Genomic DNA, 18610 nt, shown 5'->3' with positions numbered 1-18610 from the left:
GGAGCGGGGCCTGGTCGCAGAGCACCTCCAGGTCACCCATCGAGGCGCCCTTGCCGAACGCGGCGGCCTCCCCGGGTGGGTTGAGGCGCAGGCCGGACTTCGGGTCCTGCTTGCCGTCGCGCTTGTTGAAGGTGGTGCCGTACCCGAAGGCGGTGCTGTTGGGGTCGAAGCCGGAGGTCGCGATGGTGTCCTCGACCTTGGAGAACGCCATGCCCGCGAAGGACGCGTTGTGGTGGAAGCCCATCCGGCTGGTGTCGAAGAAGCGGGTGCCTCGGGGGGAAAGCCCGCAGCCGTTGTTGGTGTCCATCACATACGCCCCGTCCGCCAGGCACGCCTTGTTCAGGTCACCGCCGGACAGGACACTGGCGACGGAGCCGGGCGTGGGGCCTGCCGGCGCGCGGTCGCCGAAGCGGTCGCGGAACGCCAGCAGCATGGAACCGTCGGACTCGAAGTCGATCTCACCCAACTCCGGCTCGGGCTGAGCCAGATAGGTCCCGCAGGCCTGGCCGTCCTGGGTGGTCGGGAAGGTGTTGGTCCAGGGGAACCAGCCCGCGCCCCCGCACGGGGGCCCGCCGACCGTGGACTGGCGCGGATAGTCCAGCGGCTGGTCGAGGACCGGCTTCTGGAACACTCCGGTGCCCAGGTCGAAGGGCATGACCACGGCCCTCAGGTCCGAGACCTTCCCGGTGGACTCGCCGGAGCACACCCCGCCGACGTAGCCGATGCCGTCGTGCAGGCCCAGGCCGAACGGGCGCCAGTCCACCGCTGCCGGACAGCCCGGGTCCGGGATGGCGGTGACTTCCTCGGGCGCCGCCGCGGTCGCCGCTGTGGCGTCATAACGGTAGAGCTTGCGGTTGTTGAGGTTGACGACGAACAGGTCCTTGCCGTCGTCGGTGATCTTGATGCCGCCCAGGCTCTCCTTGCCGGGCACGGCGAGGAAGGCGTCGTCAGTACCCGGGCCGTGCGCCGTTGTCCCCGCGTCCGGGACGGTGGTGAACCGGGTGGTCTTCTTCTGCGCGAGGTCGGTCACATAGATTCCGCCGGCGCCGCCCGGACCGTAGTCCGTGGTGCGCTTGGCCACCGCCGAGGAGAACACCCGCTTGTCGGCCTTGTTCCACGCGATGCCGTACAGCGTGCCGGTCTCAGTGTTGGTGGCGATGTTCGTGACGTTGACGTCGACGCCGTCCTGGCCGCGCGCACTGTACGGGAAGGAGACCAGCGTCCGCTGGGTCCCGCCCTCGCGCGTGGCGGGCTGACAGGTCGTCACCAGTGTTGCGTTCTTCTGGCAGTAGTCACCCGGACTCCACAGCCCGGTGGTGTACGCCACGCTCTTCCCGTCGGAGAGGTCGACGAACTCCTCATTGCTGCTCAACTGGTTGGGGGCACCGTCCAGCCCCTGGCGCGAGGCGAAGGCCGGGAACAGCACACCCGGCTTCGGATTCACCACCTGCACGCGGTACTTGCCGTTGGTGGTCTCACCCGCCGTCGGGGTCAGTGTCACGGTGCCGTCGGCCGCCGTGACCCCCTCGACGCCCACACCGGCGTCGTCGGTGAGGGTCACCTTGACGCCCGCGATGCCCGGTTCCAGTGCGGGCGTCCATACCCCGCTGGTGTCCACGGCCCGGATCACCCGGACCGTCACCGATCCGTCTCCCGCCTGCGAGTACGCCGAAGGCGCCATGGCTAACGAGCCACTGCCGATTCCTAAGCCGAGCGCGAGCACGCAGCTGACGCTGCGGCGACCGAGCACGCCCAAACCACGCTGACGCGGCTCGGGCGCGGCTCTCTTCGCTCGTTCATGTGTAGAAGTCATCCCCTGCTCTCAGCGTTCAGAAGGGCCTGCGGCCCTGCCTGTGAGGGAGTAGATAAAGATGCGGAGAACCGCCTTTACGGCGATCTTAAAGGGGATTTAGGTGAGATCTTGGGGGAATGGCGAACTCGGTCTCCATCAACTTCGGCACCTGGGTCGACCGCGCGGGCCCGCACCGCCGAGATCGCCCGAACCCCCGCGGCCGTCGGCCCGCCGTCGGTCGGTGAGCAGACGAAATCCCTTACGTCGGGGCCGCGTTCGGCCGCACGCAAGCGGGTTCGACGGGGTGCGGCGACGGCAGAGCGCAAGGCGGCCGCGGACCTGGGCGTGAGCGAGCAGCATCGTGGAGGGCATCGGCCGTACGTGGGATTCTTTGGTTGGTCAGGGGATGAGCTGGATGTTGTCGGCGGCCGTCGTCCACTCGATCCCGGATGCGGGACGGATGTGGGCGACCCTGACGGTGCGCCCGTTTGTCTCCTCGTGGACGATCGCGGTGAGTTGGCCCTCGCCCCGGCTCACGATGTCCCGCACCCTCTTGTGGAGCCATGGGTGCTCGTCCTCGTGGAAGAAGGACCCGACGCCGCTCACCGGGGGGTCTCCTCGCCGGCCTCGACGTCGTCCTCGGCCCGTGCGAGGAACCTCTCGAAGCCCTCGGCGGTACGGGCCACAAGGTCCGAACTCGGGACGCCGTACTCCGGCTGCTCGTCCGGGTCGTGGGGAAGGGACGTGGGCATCGCGCACTCCTGCGGGTCAAGTTGGTGCAGCGGGCCGCACATTGCGAACGGACGGGACGCGACGCGGCCCGCTGCCTCGGGGGAGCCGCCCGGAGGGTCCTTCAACCTCCGGGGGCGTGTGACCAGTCAATGAGGAAGCTCGCTCGTGGGACCATCTGCGACGCGATATGCGCATACGGCTATGCGCAATGCGGGTACGGGTACGTGCCTGATGGGGATGAAACCCATGATGAGGGGGGACGTTGAGTATTTCGCCCAAGGTCAGGGAAGCGTCCCGGGCGAGGGACTATGGCAAGGTCATCGAGCTGGTGCGCACGGATGCGCGTATGACGCAGACCCAGTTAGGTCAGGCGTGCGGACTGTCTCAGTCGGCGATCTCACGCCTGGAGAAACGTGGAGTGCGCTCGTACGCGACGGATGTGCTGGCGGCGGTGGCCGCACACCTGAGTATCCCGAGGTCGCTGCTGGGTCTCGCGGAATCAGCACGAGATGGGTCCGAGCACGTGGAACGACGCAACTTTCTTGGCGGGGCGGTCGCCATAGCTGTCGCCCCCTCCCTCTCCGTCTTCCCCGACCCCGGTGGCGAAGCATCCGGCCAAGCCGCCACCTTGAGACTCGGGACGGCGTCGTACCGGCGCCTGGACGCGTCGACCCCGTCCCGCGAGCTTGCCGAAGCCGTACGCTCGCATCTCCGGCTCGTCGAGAGCCTCGCCGGGGCGGCGCCGGACGACAGGCACCGGGCCCGCCTGGCGGCAGTCAGAAGCGAGGCGGCGAGTCTGCTGGGCTGGCTCTCCTGGGACATGGGCGATCACGGCTCGGCGCGGAACCGGTACGGCTTGGCGATCACGGCCGCACGAGCCGCCGGTCACCCGCTGCTGGCCGCGTACCAGGCCGGGAGCCTCGCCCAGTTCGAGGCCGACGCGGGCAACGGCGGCCAAGCCCTGAATCTGACCCGCAGGGCCCGCAGGCTCCTCGATGAACGCAGGCCGGCCGTGGCGGACGCGTGGCTCACGTCGGTGGAGGCGCTGGCCCATGCGGCGGCAGGGAACGAACGCGAGGCCGACCGCGCGCTGACCACGAGCCGGTCCCTGGCCCAGAAGCTTGAATATGCGGAACGGCCCCCGTGGCCATGGGTGTTCACGTTCAACGAGGCCGAGGTCGCGGCGGCCCGGGTCACCTGCGGTGCCCGGCTGGGGCGTCCGGGCTGGGTGCTCGACGCCGACACGGAAGCGCTCACTACTGGCCATGCGAAGCAGCGGGCCTTGCTCGTCCTCGACATCGCGGCCGGGCATCTCGCGGCGGGCCGCGTGGAAGCCGCGTTCGCTCAGGCGACCCGTGCACTGGAGACCGGTCTCCAGTACCGTTCCGGGCGGATCGTGGACCGGGCCCGAGCGGTCAGGCGCGCCTACCGAACCGGGTCGCCGCCCAAGGTCGTCCGGGAAATCGACGAGCGTCTTCACAACGTCTACCTGTAGCTGAGGGAGGGCACTCGATGCGTGTGGGAGTCACTGGTCACCGCGGACTGAACGCCGATGTGGAACGGCGCGTCCGCGAACTCCTGGAGGTCACCGTCAAGTCCTACGACGCTGACGAACTGGTCGGCGTCTCCTGCATCGCGGACGGACCCGACGCGTGGTTCGCCCAGTACGTCCTCGCGCACGGCGGACGCCTGGAAGTCGTCGTGCCGGCCGACGGATATCGGGAGAGCCTCCCCGAAGAACACTGGCCGGTGTACGACAGGCTGATGAGCCACGCGGCCGAGGTCCATCAGACCGGCATGACGGACTCCAACTCGGCCGCGCACATGGCGGGCAGCGAGATCCTCGTCGGCCTGGCGGACGAGCTGTTGGCCGTGTGGGACGGGAAGCCCGCTTGGGGCTTCGGCGGCACTGCCGACGTGGTGAGCTATGCGGAGCGTACGGGCGTGCCGGTACGCATCCTGTGGCCCGAGGGTGCGAGCCGCTAGATCCGAACTTCGCGGGTGATCCCGCTCGCGGACTCCTCAAGGGTGATGTACGGCACGAACCACTGCGATCAGCCCGTACCTGACCGACCACATCATGCGGTTCGGCACCTACGCCACCACGGAGCTGACCGTGCGCCCGGATGCGTTCGACCTGCACTTGGGTGTCGAGTTCGAGGCGGAGGAGGAAGTGCCGACCGCGGCCTGAAAGGCTCCTGGTGCGGCGGGGAAGGCCGCTGGTGTGGTCACTGGTCCGTGTAGCTGGCGGCGTTGTCCAGGCGGGTGGTGAGGCCCGGCAACCGCCGATCTGGCAGGGCGATCGATCTGGAGGTCATGGGGTGTCGGCTCGCCACGCGGGATGCACTGCGGGATAGAGGCTGACCAGGAGATATCCAGCCGCGAGCACAAGTAGAGCCGTGGTGAGGCTGGTCATGGCGATCAGCAGGCCAGCGCCGAAAATGCCCACCGGCACCGCGGCCACAACCGTGGCCGTGATCGCTCCGGACACGCGTCCCCGGAGCTCCGAGGGAATACGGCTGAACTGGACAGCGGTCAACAGCGGGTTCACTGGTCCAGCAGCGATGCCGGCGAGAGCCATGGTGAAGACAAGCGTGGGAGTTCCGGGCATCGCGGCGATGACGAAGAACTTCGGGGCCCCGGAAATCAGCAACGCGCCGGTCAGGATTACGTGCCGGGGGAACCGATGCCCAACTGCACCAAACAGGACCGCGCCCGCCAGGGCGCCGGCGCCGAAGGCAGCGACCGAAAGACCCAGGGCGAGCGGGTTGTTCAGCACCTGCTCGGCCAAGGTGGGCAGAAGCACGGTGAACAGGGCGTTGTCGGCCATGTTGGCGAACATGAACACCACGAGGATCCGGGGCAGCAACGTGTCCTCGCGGATGAACCGCAGCCCTTCCCTGAGCTCCGCGAGGTACCGCGACGTGCCTTTCGACAGGTGCGGAGCCTTGCGAGGCGACGCTCGGGGCACAGTCAGTCCCACGATCAGGGCCGATACCAGGAAACTGGCCGCATCCATGTACAGCACAAGAATTGGCCCGAGAGCTGCAAGGAGCACGCCGCCGAGTAATCCGCCGGTGAGCTGGGCGAGACGCATCACTGTCTCGTGCGCGCTCATCGCGCGTTCCAGCCGCATACCGCTGGCTTCGGCCAGGTCGGGCACGAGGGAGCGGCGGGCTGTTGTGCCTGGAACGTCGAGCATCGAGCCGGCGAACGTGAGGACCAGCAACAGCCAGAACGACAGGTGGCCCAGCATGTACAGGACCGGGATCGCGGCCACCGTCACGCCGCTGGCCAGGTCGGCATGGACACTGCTGCGGATGAACCCCATGCGGTCCACCAGGGGGCCGCCGAAGATCCCGGCCAGCACCACGGGAAGGAAGTAGGCGACCCCGCTCAGCCCGGCCCGTGCGGGATCACCGGTGGTTTCCAGCACGAACCAGGGAATCGCGATCAGGGCGATCCGGTTTCCCGCGACCGAAACCGCCTCGGCTGCCAAGACAGCGCCAAGCGCTCGCCTTGCCAAACGCGTTGACGTGCCTGAAGAAGTCACCTGGTTGTCGGCTCCCAACCCATGATGGTGGCCTGGTCAGTCGGAAAGTACCAGTCCATGGGGTCGGGCTGCCTACCGAAGTGCCCGCGGATACGCTGCTGCCACCTGGCCCGACGGCCAGCGCCTCACCTGGGCATAACCGCAGGCCAACAGCCTCCAACCGCCCCGACCACCTGGCCCAGCACGGGAGTTCCTCAGCCGCCGGTGGTTCCCCGCCGCACGATCTCCCGGGCCAGCGCGACGAGGTCGGCAAGGGCCGGATGGCCGGGGGCGTCACGCCGGGCGAGCAGGACCGGGACGGCCGGGGCGTCGACGAGCGGGCGGTAGACGACCCCGGTGTGCGGGTGCATGCCGGCGGTGGAGGCGGTGGAGACACCGGTGCCCCGCCCCGCCGCGATGGCGGTCAGCCAGTCGTCGGTGTTGGCGACGGTGAGGGTCGCGGCGGGCCTCGCGGCCGGCGGCCACAGATCGACGGTGGTGGTGCCGGAGACGGTGTTGAGGACGACGGTGCCGCCCGCCAGATCGGCGAGACGGAGCGTGGCGCGGGCGGCGAGCGGCCCGTCCGCCGCCACCGCCGCCACCCGGTCCTCTTCGAACAGCACCTCGGTGACGAGCCCCGGCGCCTCGACGGGCCCGCGCAGCAGTGCGGCATCGACCTCGCCACGGGTCAGCCCGGCGGTGCGGTCGTCGATCCGCAGCAGTTCGAGCGGGGTCTGCGGGTACCGCTCCTGCCAGCGGCGGAGCAGCGGCGTGGTGTACGGGCCGAAGGCGGACCAGGCGTGCCCGACCCGCAGCGGCCAGTGGCGCGGCCCGCCGGAGGCGAGTGCCTCGTCGAACGCGGCGACCGCGGCGGTGGCCTTGTCCCGGAACGCGATGCCTTCGGGGGTGAGGACGAGATGGTGGGTCGACCGGTCGACGAGCCGGATGCCGAGGTGCCGCTCCAGGGCGGCGAGCGTACGGGAGACCGCGGGCTGGGTGAGGCGGAGGCGGGCGGCGGCGCGGGTGACGTTGCCCTCGTCCGCGACGGCGAGGAAGGCGCGCAGATGGCGGATCTCGATGCCGCGAACGGGGTCGCGGCCCGACCGGCTTCCGGTACGGCCGTCTTCGCTGCGTCCCAGGCTCATGCGCGAGGAGCATAACGGGAGCCCAGCAGGCATTTCACGTGCCACGCGGAGATACCTACCGTAAGAGGAGATACCGCAGGGATACCGCATGACGTGAGTGCAGTATTTTCAATCAGACAGTGCATTGAAATGCACCTACGGACTTCAAAGGAACACTTCAGGTGAACGACCAGCGCAGTGCAGCGGGGGCCGCGGCCGCCGCCGTACCGGAGGCGATATCCGACGTGGGCGGGGCGGCGGGTCCCGTACCCCCCAAGGGCCGCAGGGCGGCACTCGCCCCGATCGCGCTGGTGGTCGCGGGCGGCATCTCCGTCCAGTTCGGCTCCGCGGTCGCGGTTCTGCTGATGCCGCGGGCCGGTGCGCTCGGGGTCGTCACCCTGCGCCTGGCCGTCGCCGCGCTCGTCATGCTGATCGTCTGCCGCCCGAAGCTGCGCGGCTACACGCGAGCCGAATGGGGCACGGTCCTCGCGTTCGGGGCCGCCATGGGCGGCATGAACACGCTCTTCTACCTGGCGGTCGACCGCATCCCGCTGGGCGCGGCCGTCACGCTGGAGGTGCTGGGTCCGCTGGCCCTCTCCGTGATCGCCTCCCGCCGCCTGGTCAACGTGGTGTGGGCGGGCCTCGCGCTGGGCGGAGTCGTCCTGCTGGCCGGGGGAGGCTTCGACCACCTCGATCCGGTGGGCGCCGCGTACGCGCTGGGCGCGGGCGTCATGTGGGCGACGTACATCGTCTTCAGTGCCCGCACGGGCCGCCGCTTCCCCCAGGCGGACGGCCTGGCCCTGGCCCTGGTGGTCGCCGCACTCCTCTCCCTGCCCCTCGGCATCATGGAGTCGGGCTCGAAACTGCTGGTCCCGTCCACGCTGGGGCTGGGTGCGGCGGTGGCGGTGCTGAGCTCGGTCCTCCCGTACACCCTCGAACTCATGGCGCTGCGCCGTCTGCCCGCGCCCACCTTCGCGGTCCTGATGAGCCTGGAACCGGCGATCGCGGCCGCGGCCGGTTTCCTCGTCCTCGACCAGGCCCTGACGACCACCGACGCGCTGGCGATCGCGCTCGTCATCGGGGCGAGCATGGGCGCGGTACGCAGTCAGGCCCGGCGCGCGGGGCCGCGGGAACGCACCTGACGTCCGGGGCGGGCCCTTGTCGGCCCGCCCCGGGGGCGGGATCATGGCAGCCCGTCCCGCGAGATCCCACCGGGGGAGTCCATGGTCGTCGCCGCCGCCGTCTATTTCGTCGTCGCCGTGGGCGCGGCCGTGATGTCCGGGAGGAACCTGGACCGCCACCTCCAGGGCCCCCGGCTCCGGGCCGCCTGGGCCGAGGGTCTCACCGCCGAGGCCCAGTGCATCGCCGTGCGCACCGAGGAGGCCCAGGACTCCGAGGGCGGCACCGCCCAGTACATCCACCCCACCCTGGAGTTCCGTACGGCCGACGGGCGCACCGTCGATTTCGAGGAGCGCCAGTCGCGCCTCGCCCCGGCCGAGGGTGACTTCGTGACCGTCTACTACAGCGCCGCGAACCCCGAGGGTGCGACGACCCGGGCCCCGTCCTTCGGCATGCGCCACGCCAGGACCGTGATCACCGCGGCGGGCTGCTTCTTCGCCCTGGTCTCGGCGGTCGTCGTCGCCGTGGTCGGCTGACCTGCCGGACCCCTGCTGGGGGAATCCCGGCGGCTGGCGTCAGTTGACTAGCTCCTTTTTAAGCCGAGGCGCCACTGGCGTCCGAAGCCGGGGGCCGCCGGGCGGGCAGAAAATAATGCAAGCATGCTTGCTTGTTTATTGCTCCGCTGTCATGCTCCTGGGCACACCGCCACGCCCCGAGGGGAGCGCACCGTGTCCGAAGTCGCAGCCGTGATCGACGATCTGCGCGACGAGAGCGATGAACTCGACGTACTGGTAAGGGGATTGACTGCGGAACAGTGGTCCGCGCAGACGCCCGCGCCCAGCTGGAGCATCGCGCATCAGATCGCCCATCTCGCCTGGACCGACGAGGTCGCGCTGCTGGCCGCCACCGATGCCGACGCCTTCGCGGGGGAGGCGGCCAGGGCCATGGAGGCGCCCGAGTCCTTCGTCGACCGGGGCGCCGAGGAGATCGCCGCCGCCCTGGCCCCACAGGCGCTGCTCGCGCGGTGGCGGGCCGGGCGGGAGCGGCTGGAAGCGGCGCTGCGGGACGCTCCGGCGGGTACACGCATCCCCTGGTACGGGCCGTCGATGAGCGTCGCTTCCATGGCGAGCGCCCGGATCATGGAGACCTGGGCTCACGGCCAGGACATCGCCGACGCCCTCGGGGTCACCAGGACCCCCACCGCGCGGCTGCGGCACGTCGCCCGGATCGGGGTGCGGGCCCGTGACTACGCCTACCTGGTACGGGGGATCAAGGCGCCCGAGGAAGAGTTCCGGGTCGAACTCCACGCCCCTGACGGAGAATTGATCACCTTCGGGGCCGAGGACGCACCGCAGCGTGTCACCGGGCCGCTGGTCGACTTCTGCCTCCTCGTCACCCAGCGCGCCCACCGCGACGACCTCGACGTCCGGGCCTCCGGGCCCGACGCCGACCAGTGGCTCGACATCGCCCAGGCGTTCGCCGGGCCCGCCGGACCCGGCCGCGCACCCCGAGGAGGCGGCAAGTGAACGAGCCGCTGCGGATCGGCAACGCCTCCGGGTTCTACGGCGACCGCTTCGACGCCGTGCGCGAGATGCTCACCGGCGGCCCCCTCGATGTCCTCACCGGGGACTATCTCGCCGAGCTGACCATGCTCATCCTCGGCCGGAGCCGGCTCAAGGACCCCACACGCGGGTACGCCACCACCTTCCTGCGCCAGCTCGAAGAGGGCCTCGAGCTCGCCCACGACCACGGAGTGAAGATCGTCGCCAATGCCGGAGGGCTCAACCCGGCCGGACTGGCGGCTGCCGTGAGGGAGTTGGCGCAGAAGGTGGGCGTGCCGGTGCGGGTCGCCCATGTGGAGGGCGACAGCCTCCCCGTACCCGAGGGATTCCTCACCGCCAACGCCTACCTCGGCGGCGCCGGGATCGCCGCCTGCCTCGCCGCGGGCGCCGATGTCGTCGTCACCGGGCGGGTCACCGACGCCGCCCTCGTCACCGGGCCCGCCGCCGCCCACTTCGGCTGGGGACCGGACGATTACGACGCCCTCGCAGGGGCCGTCGTCGCCGGACACGTACTGGAGTGCGGCACCCAGGCCACCGGCGGGAACTACTCCTTCTTCCGCGGCCACGACATCCGCCGGCCCGGCTTCCCGCTCGCCGAGATCCACGCCGACGGGTCGTCCGTCATCACGAAGCACGACGGCACGGGCGGTGTCGTCGATGTCGGCACCGTCACCGCCCAGTTGTTGTACGAGACCGGCGGGGCCCGGTACGCCGGACCGGACGTCACCGCCCGGCTCGACACCGTACGACTGACCCGGGAAGGCCCCGACCGGGTACGGATCTCCGGCGTGCGCGGTGAGGCCCCGCCGCCCACCCTCAAAGTCGGACTCAACCGGATCGGCGGCTGGCGCAACGAAGTCGGTTTCGTGCTCACCGGGCTGGACATCGAGGCCAAGGCGCAGCTCGTCAAGGACCAGTTCGCCCAGGCGCTCAGCCAGGCCAGAACCCAACCCGACGAAGTCCGCTGGGAGTTGGTCCGGGCCGACCGGGCCGACGCCCCCACCGAGGAGACCGCCGGCGCCCTGCTCCGGCTCGTCGTCCGTGACCAGGACCCGGAGGCCGTCGGACGCGCGGTCTCCGGCGCGGCGATCGAGCTCGCCCTCGGCAGCTACCCGGGTTTCCATGTCACCGCCCCGCCCGGAAAGGGCGCACCGTACGGGGTGTTCGAGGCGAAGTACGTACCGGCCGACGAGGTCCCGCATGTCGCCGTACTCCCGGACGGGCGGCGGGAGAGCCAGAAGCCCCCCGTACGGACGCAGCCCCTCCGGGAAACCGAGGAGCCGCCGCTGCCCGAGCCCCTCCCGTCCGACGCCCCCACCCGGACCGCCCCGCTCGGCCGGATCGCGGGCGCCCGCAGCGGTGACAAGGGCGGGGACGCCAACGTGGGGGTGTGGGCCGTCAGCGACGACGCCTGGCGGTGGCTGGCCCATGAGCTGACCGTCGAACGGCTGCGGGAGCTACTCCCGGAGACCGCCGGTCTCACCGTCGTACGCCATGTCCTGCCGAACCTCCGCGCCCTGAACTTCGTCGTACACGGGCTGCTCGGCGAGGGCGTCGCCGCCCAGCACCGGTTCGATCCGCAGGCCAAGGCAGTCGGGGAGTGGCTTCGGTCCCGGCACCTCCCCATTCCCGTATCGCTGCTGGAAGCCGTCCACGCACCGGAGGTGAACGCATGACCGTCCTGCCCACCGGGCTCGACACCGCGAGTCCCGAATACGCCGCGAACCGCGCGGCCATGCTCGCGAAACTCGACGAGCTGGCCGACGAGCACACCAAGGCTCAGGCCGGCGGTGGTGAGAAGTACACCGAGCGGCACCGCTCGCGTGGCAAGCTCCTGGCCCGGGAGCGGATCGAGCTCCTGACCGACGAGGACACGCCGTTCCTGGAGCTGTCGCCGCTCGCCGCCTGGGGGAGCGAGTACACCACCGGCGCCTCGCTCGTCACCGGAATCGGGGTGGTGTCCGGCGTGGAGTGCCTGATCACCGCCAACGACCCGACCGTACGCGGCGGCGCCTCCAACCCCTGGACCCTGAAGAAGGCCCTGCGGGCGAACGAGATCGCCTTCGCCAACCGGCTGCCCTGCATCAGCCTCGTCGAGTCGGGCGGTGCCGATCTCCCGTCACAGAAGGAGATCTTCATCCCGGGCGGGGCGCTGTTCCGCGACCTCACCCGGCTGTCGGCAGCCGGCATCCCGACCGTGGCCGTCGTCTTCGGGAACTCGACCGCCGGTGGGGCGTACGTCCCCGGCATGTCCGACCACACCGTCATGATCAAGGAACAATCCAAGGTCTTCCTCGGCGGACCGCCCCTGGTGAAGATGGCGACCGGCGAGGAGAGCGACGACGAATCGCTCGGCGGCGCCGAGATGCACGCCCGCACCTCCGGGCTCGCCGACCACTTCGCCGTCGACGAGCAGGACGCGCTGCGCCAGGCCCGCCGGATCGTCGACCGCCTCAACTGGCGCAAGGCACACCCGGATCCGGGCCCCGCCGAACCGCCGAAGTACGACGAGGACGAGCTGATCGGCATCGTGCCCGGCGATCTGAAGGTGCCCTTCGACCCGCGCGAGGTCATTGCCCGGCTCGTCGACGGCTCCGACTTCGACGCGTTCAAGCCGCTGTACGGGACCAGCCTGGTGACCGGGTGGGCCACGCTTCACGGCTATCCCGTCGGCATCCTCGCCAATGCGCAAGGGGTGCTGTTCAGCGAGGAGTCGCAGAAGGCCGCCCAGTTCATCCAGCTCGCCAACCAGCGCGACATCCCCCTGCTCTTCCTGCACAACACCACCGGCTACATGGTCGGCAAGGAGTACGAGCAGGGCGGCATCATCAAACACGGCGCGATGATGATCAACGCGGTGTCGAACTCCAAGGTCCCGCATCTGTCCGTGCTGATGGGTGCCTCGTACGGGGCCGGGCACTACGGCATGTGCGGACGGGCGTACGACCCGCGCTTCCTCTTCGCCTGGCCCAGCAGCAAGTCCGCCGTCATGGGGCCGCAGCAGCTCGCCGGGGTGCTGTCCATCGTCGCCCGCGCCTCCGCCGCCGCGAAGGGACAGCCCTACGACGACGAGGCGGACGCCGGGCTGCGCGCCATGGTCGAGCAGCAGATCGAGTCCGAATCGCTGCCGATGTTCCTGTCCGGGCGGCTGTACGACGACGGGGTCATCGACCCGCGCGACACCAGGACCGTCCTCGGGATGTGCCTGTCCGCGATCCACACCGCCCCGGTCGAAGGCGCCCGCGGCGGCTTCGGAATCTTCCGGATGTGAGGCCACAGATGATCTCCACACTGCTCGTTGCCAACCGGGGCGAGATCGCCTGCCGGATCTTCCGCACCTGCCGCGCGCTGGGCATCGCCACCGTCGCCGTGTACTCCGACGCGGACGCGGACGCGCTGCACGTACGGGAGGCGGACACCGCCGTACGGCTGCCGGGCGCCGCCCCGTCCGACACCTATCTGCGCGGCGATCTCGTCGTACGCGCCGCGCTCGCGGCGGGCGCCGACGCCGTCCACCCCGGCTACGGCTTCCTCTCCGAGAACGCCGAATTCGCCCAGGCCGTGCAGGACGCCGGTCTCATCTGGGTGGGGCCGCCGGTCAAGGCCATCGAACTGATGGCGTCCAAGACCCGCGCCAAGGAGCTGATGGCCGCCGCCGGAGTGCCGCTGCTCGCGCCCGTCGACACGGAGAAGGTCACCGCCGACGACCTTCCGCTGCTGCTGAAGGCGGCGGCGGGCGGCGGCGGGCGCGGGATGCGGATCGTACGTGAACTCGCCGAGCTGCCGGGAGAGTTGACGGCCGCCTCCGCCGAGGCCGCCGCCTTCGGGGACGGCGAGGTCTTCGCGGAGCCGTACGTGGAGCGCGGCCGGCACGTCGAGGTCCAGGTCATGGCCGACGAACACGGCGGCGTCTGGGCGCTCGGCACCCGCGACTGCTCACTCCAGCGACGCCACCAGAAGGTCGTCGAGGAGGCCCCCGCACCCGGTCTCGACGACGCGCTGCGCACCCGGCTGCACGATGCCGCCGTGGCCGCCGCCCGCGCGGTCGGCTACCGGGGCGCGGGCACCGTCGAGTTCCTCCTCGCGGCCGACGGACGGCCGTACTTCCTGGAGATGAACACCCGCCTCCAGGTCGAACACCCCGTCACCGAAGCCGTCTTCGGGCTCGACCTCGTCGCCCTGCAACTGCGCATCGCAGAAGGCGAACCGCTGCCCACCACCGCACCCCCCGAGCCGCACGGCCACGCCGTCGAGGCCCGCCTCTACGCCGAGGACCCCGCCCGCGACTGGCAACCGCAGACCGGAACGCTGCACACGCTGGATGTGCCGGACGAACCCGGACTGCGCCTCGACACCGGATACACCGGCGGCGACACCATCGGCGTGCACTACGACCCGATGCTCGCCAAGGTCATCGCCCACGCTCCCACCCGCACCGAAGCCGTACGCCTGCTCGCCCGCGCCCTGGAACGTGCCCGCATCCACGGCCCGGTCACCAACCGCGACCTGCTCGTACGGTCCCTGCGCCACCCCGACTTCCGCGCCGCCCGCCTCGACACCGGCTTCTACGGCCGGCACCTGGACGCCCTCACCCCGGCCCCCGACGAAGCGGACCACCGCATCGCCGCCCTGGCCGCGGCCCTCGCCGACGCCGCCACCCGGCAGCACGGCCCCGGCCCCGCACGCTTCGGCGCCTGGCGCAACATCTCCTCGCAACCCCAGGTCAAGCGCTACCGCGCCGAACCCGACGGCACCGAATACCAGGCCGTCTACCGCACCACACGCACCGGCCCCGTCCCCGAAACCGGAGAACGGGTCATCGCCGCCCGCCCCGACCACATCACCCTCGAAGCCGGCTGCGTCACCCGCCACTTCGCCATCACCGTCCACAGCGACAAGGTGTATGTGGACACCGCCACCGGCTCGTACGCCTTCACCGCCCTGCCGCGCTTCACCGACCCCGCCGACCGGACCGAACCCGGCTCACTGCTCGCCCCCATGCCCGGCACCGTCGTCCGCGTCGCGGAGGGCCTCGCTGCCGGGGCGACGGTCGAAGCCGGGCAGCCACTGATCTGGCTGGAGGCGATGAAGATGGAACACCGCATCCTCGCCCCCGCCACCGGCACCCTCACCGCACTGCACGCGGCCCCCGGCCTCCAGGTGGAGGTCGGCGCCCTGCTCGCCGTCGTCACCGAACCCGCGGACCCCGAACCCGCAGACACTGAGGAGAACGCATGAGCACCGTCCTCGAAACCGAAGAGCACCAGGCCCTGCGCGCGGCCGTCGCCGCCCTCGGAAAGCGCTACGGGCGGGACTACATGACCTCCGTCGTACGCGACGGAGCCCACCCGCGCGAACTGTGGACCGAAGCCGCCAAGCTCGGCTACCTCGGCGTGAACCTCCCCGAGGAGTACGGCGGCGGAGGCGGCGGAATGGCCGAACTCTCCATCGTTCTCGAAGAGTTGGGCGCGGCAGGCAGCCCGCTGCTCATGATGGTCGTCTCCCCGGCCATCTGCGGCACCGTCATCGCCCGCTTCGGCACCGAAGCCCAGAAGCGGCACTGGCTCCCCGGCCTCGCCGACGGCAGCCTCACCATGGCCTTCGGCATCACCGAACCCGACGCGGGCTCCAACTCCCACCGCATCACCACCACCGCCCGCAAGGACGGCGAGGACTGGCTGCTCACCGGACGCAAGGTCTTCGTCTCCGGCGTCGACATCGCCGACGCCACCCTCGTCGTCGGCCGCACCGAGGACGCCAGGACCGGCAAGCTCAAGCCCTGCCTCTTCATCGTCCCGCGCGACGCACCCGGCTTCCGGCGCTCGCAGATCGACATGGAACTCCAGGCCCCGGAGAAGCAGTTCGAGCTGGTCCTCGACGACGTACGGCTGCCCGCCGACGCCCTCGTGGGCGAGGAGGACGCCGGGCTGCTCCAGCTCTTCGCCGGGCTCAACCCCGAACGCATCATGACCGCCGCATTCGGCATCGGCATGGGCCGCTACGCACTCGCCCGCGCCGTCGAGTACGCGAAGACCCGCCAGGTGTGGAAGGAGCCCATCGGCTCCCACCAGGCCATCGCCCACCCTCTCGCCCAGGCCCACATCGAACTGGAACTGGCCCGGCTGATGATGCAGAAGGCCGCCCGCCTGTACGACGAGGGCGACGACATCGGTGCCGGTGAGGCCGCCAACATGGCGAAGTACGCGGCCGGCGAAGCCTGCGTCAAAGCCGTCGACCAGGCCGTGCACACTCTCGGCGGCAACGGCCTCACCCGCGAATACGGCCTCGCATCCCTGATCGCGGCGGCCCGCGTCGCCCGGATCGCACCCGTCAGCCGGGAAATGATCCTGAACTACGTGTCCCACCAGTCCCTGGGGCTCCCCAAGTCGTACTGACGGCGGGACATCCTGTCCCTCCACCGTGCCGCGGCCGCGTGCCGCGGCGCTGAGGTAGCCCAGCCTGAGAGGGGTGCCCGTGACAGCCAGTCACGGGCACCCCTTCAAGGTTTCACCGCACGGCACACGCCCCCCAACGCACCGCGCCCCCGCATTCCAGGGTGCGGTTTCGTGCGTCCGGGGTCAGTTGATGCCTCACGCAGGAAGGGCCTCGCCCCATACCCTGGCAGTGACGAGCTGACCAGAGAGGGGCAAGGCCATGCCAACCGACGCCACCCCGGACCCGCACACCGACCCGTTGGCATTCGGGCAACGAATGCAAATTCTCCGCACCCGTCGCGGTATGAGTCGCCCGGTGATGGCTGGGCTGCTGGGCATGTCCCCCTCGTGGGTGAAACAGGTGGAGCGGGGCGAGATTGGTATGCCGAGGTTGCCCATTGTGCTGCGGATCGCCGAGGTACTGCGGGTCCGGGACCTGTCCGACCTGACGGGCGACCAGAGCGCCCCCGTCGAACTGTTCGTTGGCCCGGGGCACTCGCGCCTGCCGGCCGTCCGGGACGCGGTCAACGCGTTGACCCTGGACGGGGATCGGGAGGCACCGTCGACTGAGCACCTGGCGGCCAGGCTCGCGAGGGCGTGGGCCGCACGTCACCGGTCGGCGAACCACCGGGAGATCCTTGGCGAGTTGCTGCCCGATCTGATCCGCGACGCCCAACTCGCCGTTCGGCAGTCCGATTCCGCAGCGTCTCGGCGGGCTGCCCAAGCAGTGCTGTCCGAGGTCTACTCGCTCTCCCAGTTCTTCATCGCGTACCAGCCTGACGGCGCCCTGCTGTGGCGGGTGGCCGAGCGCGGCATGGTCGCCGCACAGGAGTCCGAGGACCCGCACGCCATCGGCGTGGCCGCGTGGCTGGCTGCGCAGGCGCACCGCGACACCGGCCCGGACCACTTTGACGCGGCTGACGCCATGGCCATGGAGGCGCTCAGCCACCTCAACCGGTTCTTGCCCGACGCCAATGACCGCGTCCGGGCGATCGCCGGGGCGCTCCAGTTCGAGGTCGGGTACACGGCTGCTCGCCGTGGCGAGACCGGGGCGGCGTGGGGATGGTGGGACAAAGCAAAGGCCACGGCGCGCAGTCTGCCCGCCGATTACTACCACCCCGTCACCAGCTTCTCTCAGGCCATCATCGGCGCCCACGCCGTCACCGTGGCGGTCGAGCTCCGCGCGGGCGGGGAGTCCGTACGGCAGGCTGTCGCGGCGGACACAGCCGCGATCCCGTCCCGGCCACGACTGGCCCGGCACAGGATCGAGGAGGCCCGCGCGTACCACCTCGACGGGCAGGCCGAGACCGCGCTCGCCACTCTGGAGAAGGCGCATCAGGCCGCGCCAGAGACGATCAAGTACAACGGGTACGCCAGGAGGATCGTCCTGGAGGAGGCGGAGTCGAAGTACCCAGCCCGGCGGCGTCGTGCTGCCGCGTTGGCTGACCAACTCGGCTTGCTCGCCGCGTAGTCGAACCCATGAGCGAGGGGTAGGAATCCTGCCCCTCGCTCTTTGTGCGTGCTCCTACCGTGCTGGTCACCAGCGACCCAACGGAGCCGACATGCCCCTCAGTGCTACCGCGTTACCGTTTCCCAACCCGATGCTCCCGTTCCCCGCACAGCAACGGGGCGGGCTCGTATGTCCATGACGATCAAGGTGTACGAGGTCGACCGGCACGGCCGGACCACGCGCGTCGTCCGGCCGAAAGCCGAGGTCGTCCCGGCGAAGACCGTGGAGCTGTCGGCCGCGCTCCCGCCCTGCCGGTGCGACCGGTGCAAGGGGGCGCAATGACCGCACGACCCGTCCGTCCGGAGCCGGCCCCGGCAGGGTCCGGCTTCGGCTGGTGCCACTGGCACGAGGGACCGTCGGGGACCGCGGTCCTGGTCCTGGTGGTAGAGCAGGGGTCGGGCCCGGGCCGGGAGCTGTACGCGTGTGCCCCGTGCCGGGAGCAACGCGGTCTGTGCCCGTACAGCGAGCAGCCGTGACCGCGTCGGGCGGGCGAGGCTTCCCCGACCCGCGCACGCTGACGTGGGACCAGGCCAACGGTCGCGCCTGCGTCTGGTGCGGGAAGCCCCTCACCACCGGCACGGTCCGCGTCGGCATCGTCCGCGACCAGCTCGGCGCCCACAATCTCGACACCGAGGTATGGACCGGGCCCTGCTGCGCGGACCGCCCGGAATGAGACTCCCGTCCGTGGCCGGTGATCGCGCTCCCGGCCGCGGGCGGGCCGCTACCCCGACCTGCTGAGACGGCGCCCGTGATCCGTCATGGCGTCCGGCCGGAACAGAGAACCATGCAAGCACGCTTGATTGTT

At 70.6% G+C, this 18610-nt stretch carries 17 protein-coding genes and 1 pseudogene; 13 read left to right on the top strand and 5 right to left on the bottom strand.

Annotation, left to right across the window (positions count from 1 at the left end; all coding sequences use genetic code 11):
- From ACH4EW_RS31145 to ACH4EW_RS31135, 3 genes and pseudogenes are all read right to left on the bottom strand, one after another.
- Positions 1-1642, bottom strand: a pseudogene (locus ACH4EW_RS31145) (hypothetical protein); the annotation flags it as partial.
- A gap of 549 nt (positions 1643-2191) precedes the next feature.
- Positions 2192-2398: a hypothetical protein gene (locus ACH4EW_RS31140; protein ID WP_398262699.1), complete on the bottom strand. Its 207-nt coding sequence runs from the start codon at positions 2396-2398 to the stop codon at positions 2192-2194.
- Entirely contained in the window at positions 2395-2544 is a 150-nt protein-coding gene (locus ACH4EW_RS31135; RefSeq protein ID WP_398262697.1) for a hypothetical protein, read from the bottom strand. The genes ACH4EW_RS31140 and ACH4EW_RS31135 overlap by 4 nt, the downstream gene beginning before the upstream one ends.
- A 242-nt stretch (positions 2545-2786) precedes the next feature.
- Here ACH4EW_RS31135 and ACH4EW_RS31130 point away from each other — a divergent pair, with 242 nt between their 5' ends.
- A complete protein-coding gene (locus ACH4EW_RS31130; protein WP_398262695.1) occupies positions 2787-4019 on the top strand; it encodes a helix-turn-helix domain-containing protein in 1233 nt (410 codons plus the stop codon).
- Positions 4020-4036: 17 nt separating this feature from the next.
- Positions 4037-4510, top strand: coding sequence for a hypothetical protein (locus ACH4EW_RS31125; protein WP_398262693.1), 474 nt, complete (start codon positions 4037-4039; stop codon positions 4508-4510).
- Positions 4511-4838: 328 nt separating this feature from the next.
- Here the strand turns inward: ACH4EW_RS31125 and ACH4EW_RS31120 are convergent, their stop codons facing one another.
- Together ACH4EW_RS31120 and ACH4EW_RS31115 are read right to left on the bottom strand one after the other, a co-directional pair.
- The gene (locus tag ACH4EW_RS31120; RefSeq protein ID WP_398262691.1) at positions 4839-6095 is read right to left on the bottom strand and encodes an MFS transporter; all 1257 of its coding nucleotides are present in this window, start codon (positions 6093-6095) and stop codon (positions 4839-4841) included.
- A gap of 176 nt (positions 6096-6271) precedes the next feature.
- Positions 6272-7201, bottom strand: a complete 930-nt coding sequence (locus ACH4EW_RS31115) for a LysR family transcriptional regulator (RefSeq protein WP_398262689.1) — start codon at positions 7199-7201, stop codon at positions 6272-6274.
- Between the two features lie 161 nt (positions 7202-7362).
- Between ACH4EW_RS31115 and ACH4EW_RS31110 the strand changes: the two genes are divergently transcribed.
- The 11 genes from ACH4EW_RS31110 to ACH4EW_RS31060 all read left to right on the top strand — a co-directional run bounded on the left by ACH4EW_RS31110 (position 7363) and on the right by ACH4EW_RS31060 (position 18478).
- Positions 7363-8322 carry an EamA family transporter gene (locus ACH4EW_RS31110; protein WP_398262687.1) on the top strand — a complete coding sequence of 320 codons (960 nt, stop codon included), beginning with the start codon at positions 7363-7365 and terminating at the stop codon, positions 8320-8322.
- A gap of 81 nt (positions 8323-8403) precedes the next feature.
- Entirely contained in the window at positions 8404-8835 is a 432-nt protein-coding gene (locus ACH4EW_RS31105; RefSeq protein ID WP_398262685.1) for a DUF3592 domain-containing protein, read from the top strand.
- A 192-nt stretch (positions 8836-9027) separates the two neighbouring features.
- Entirely contained in the window at positions 9028-9825 is a 798-nt protein-coding gene (locus tag ACH4EW_RS31100) for a TIGR03084 family metal-binding protein (RefSeq protein ID WP_398262683.1), read from the top strand.
- The gene (locus ACH4EW_RS31095) at positions 9822-11537 is read left to right on the top strand and encodes an acyclic terpene utilization AtuA family protein (protein WP_398262681.1); all 1716 of its coding nucleotides are present in this window, start codon (positions 9822-9824) and stop codon (positions 11535-11537) included. Before ACH4EW_RS31100 ends, ACH4EW_RS31095 begins: the two co-directional genes overlap by 4 nt.
- Positions 11534-13132, top strand: coding sequence for an acyl-CoA carboxylase subunit beta (locus tag ACH4EW_RS31090; RefSeq protein WP_398262679.1), 1599 nt, complete (start codon positions 11534-11536; stop codon positions 13130-13132). Before ACH4EW_RS31095 ends, ACH4EW_RS31090 begins: the two co-directional genes overlap by 4 nt.
- 8 nt (positions 13133-13140) lie before the next feature.
- On the top strand, positions 13141-15099 hold the full coding sequence (locus ACH4EW_RS31085; RefSeq protein WP_398262672.1) for an acetyl/propionyl/methylcrotonyl-CoA carboxylase subunit alpha: 1959 nt from the start codon (positions 13141-13143) through the stop codon (positions 15097-15099).
- On the top strand, positions 15096-16256 hold the full coding sequence (locus ACH4EW_RS31080) for an acyl-CoA dehydrogenase family protein (RefSeq protein WP_398262670.1): 1161 nt from the start codon (positions 15096-15098) through the stop codon (positions 16254-16256). Before ACH4EW_RS31085 ends, ACH4EW_RS31080 begins: the two co-directional genes overlap by 4 nt.
- A gap of 259 nt (positions 16257-16515) precedes the next feature.
- Positions 16516-17766, top strand: coding sequence for a helix-turn-helix domain-containing protein (locus ACH4EW_RS31075; RefSeq protein WP_398262668.1), 1251 nt, complete (start codon positions 16516-16518; stop codon positions 17764-17766).
- 174 nt (positions 17767-17940) lie between these two features.
- Positions 17941-18087 carry a hypothetical protein gene (locus ACH4EW_RS31070; protein WP_398262666.1) on the top strand — a complete coding sequence of 49 codons (147 nt, stop codon included), beginning with the start codon at positions 17941-17943 and terminating at the stop codon, positions 18085-18087.
- On the top strand, positions 18084-18281 hold the full coding sequence (locus tag ACH4EW_RS31065) for a hypothetical protein (protein ID WP_398262664.1): 198 nt from the start codon (positions 18084-18086) through the stop codon (positions 18279-18281). The genes ACH4EW_RS31070 and ACH4EW_RS31065 overlap by 4 nt, the downstream gene beginning before the upstream one ends.
- Positions 18278-18478 carry a hypothetical protein gene (locus ACH4EW_RS31060; protein ID WP_398262662.1) on the top strand — a complete coding sequence of 67 codons (201 nt, stop codon included), beginning with the start codon at positions 18278-18280 and terminating at the stop codon, positions 18476-18478. The genes ACH4EW_RS31065 and ACH4EW_RS31060 overlap by 4 nt, the downstream gene beginning before the upstream one ends.
- Positions 18479-18610 lie beyond the last annotated feature (132 nt).

This window comes from Streptomyces sp. NPDC018000 (genome assembly GCF_044328025.1).
Classification (GTDB): Bacteria; Actinomycetota; Actinomycetes; order Streptomycetales; family Streptomycetaceae; genus Streptomyces.
This window is presented reverse-complemented; position numbering and strand designations above follow the sequence as displayed.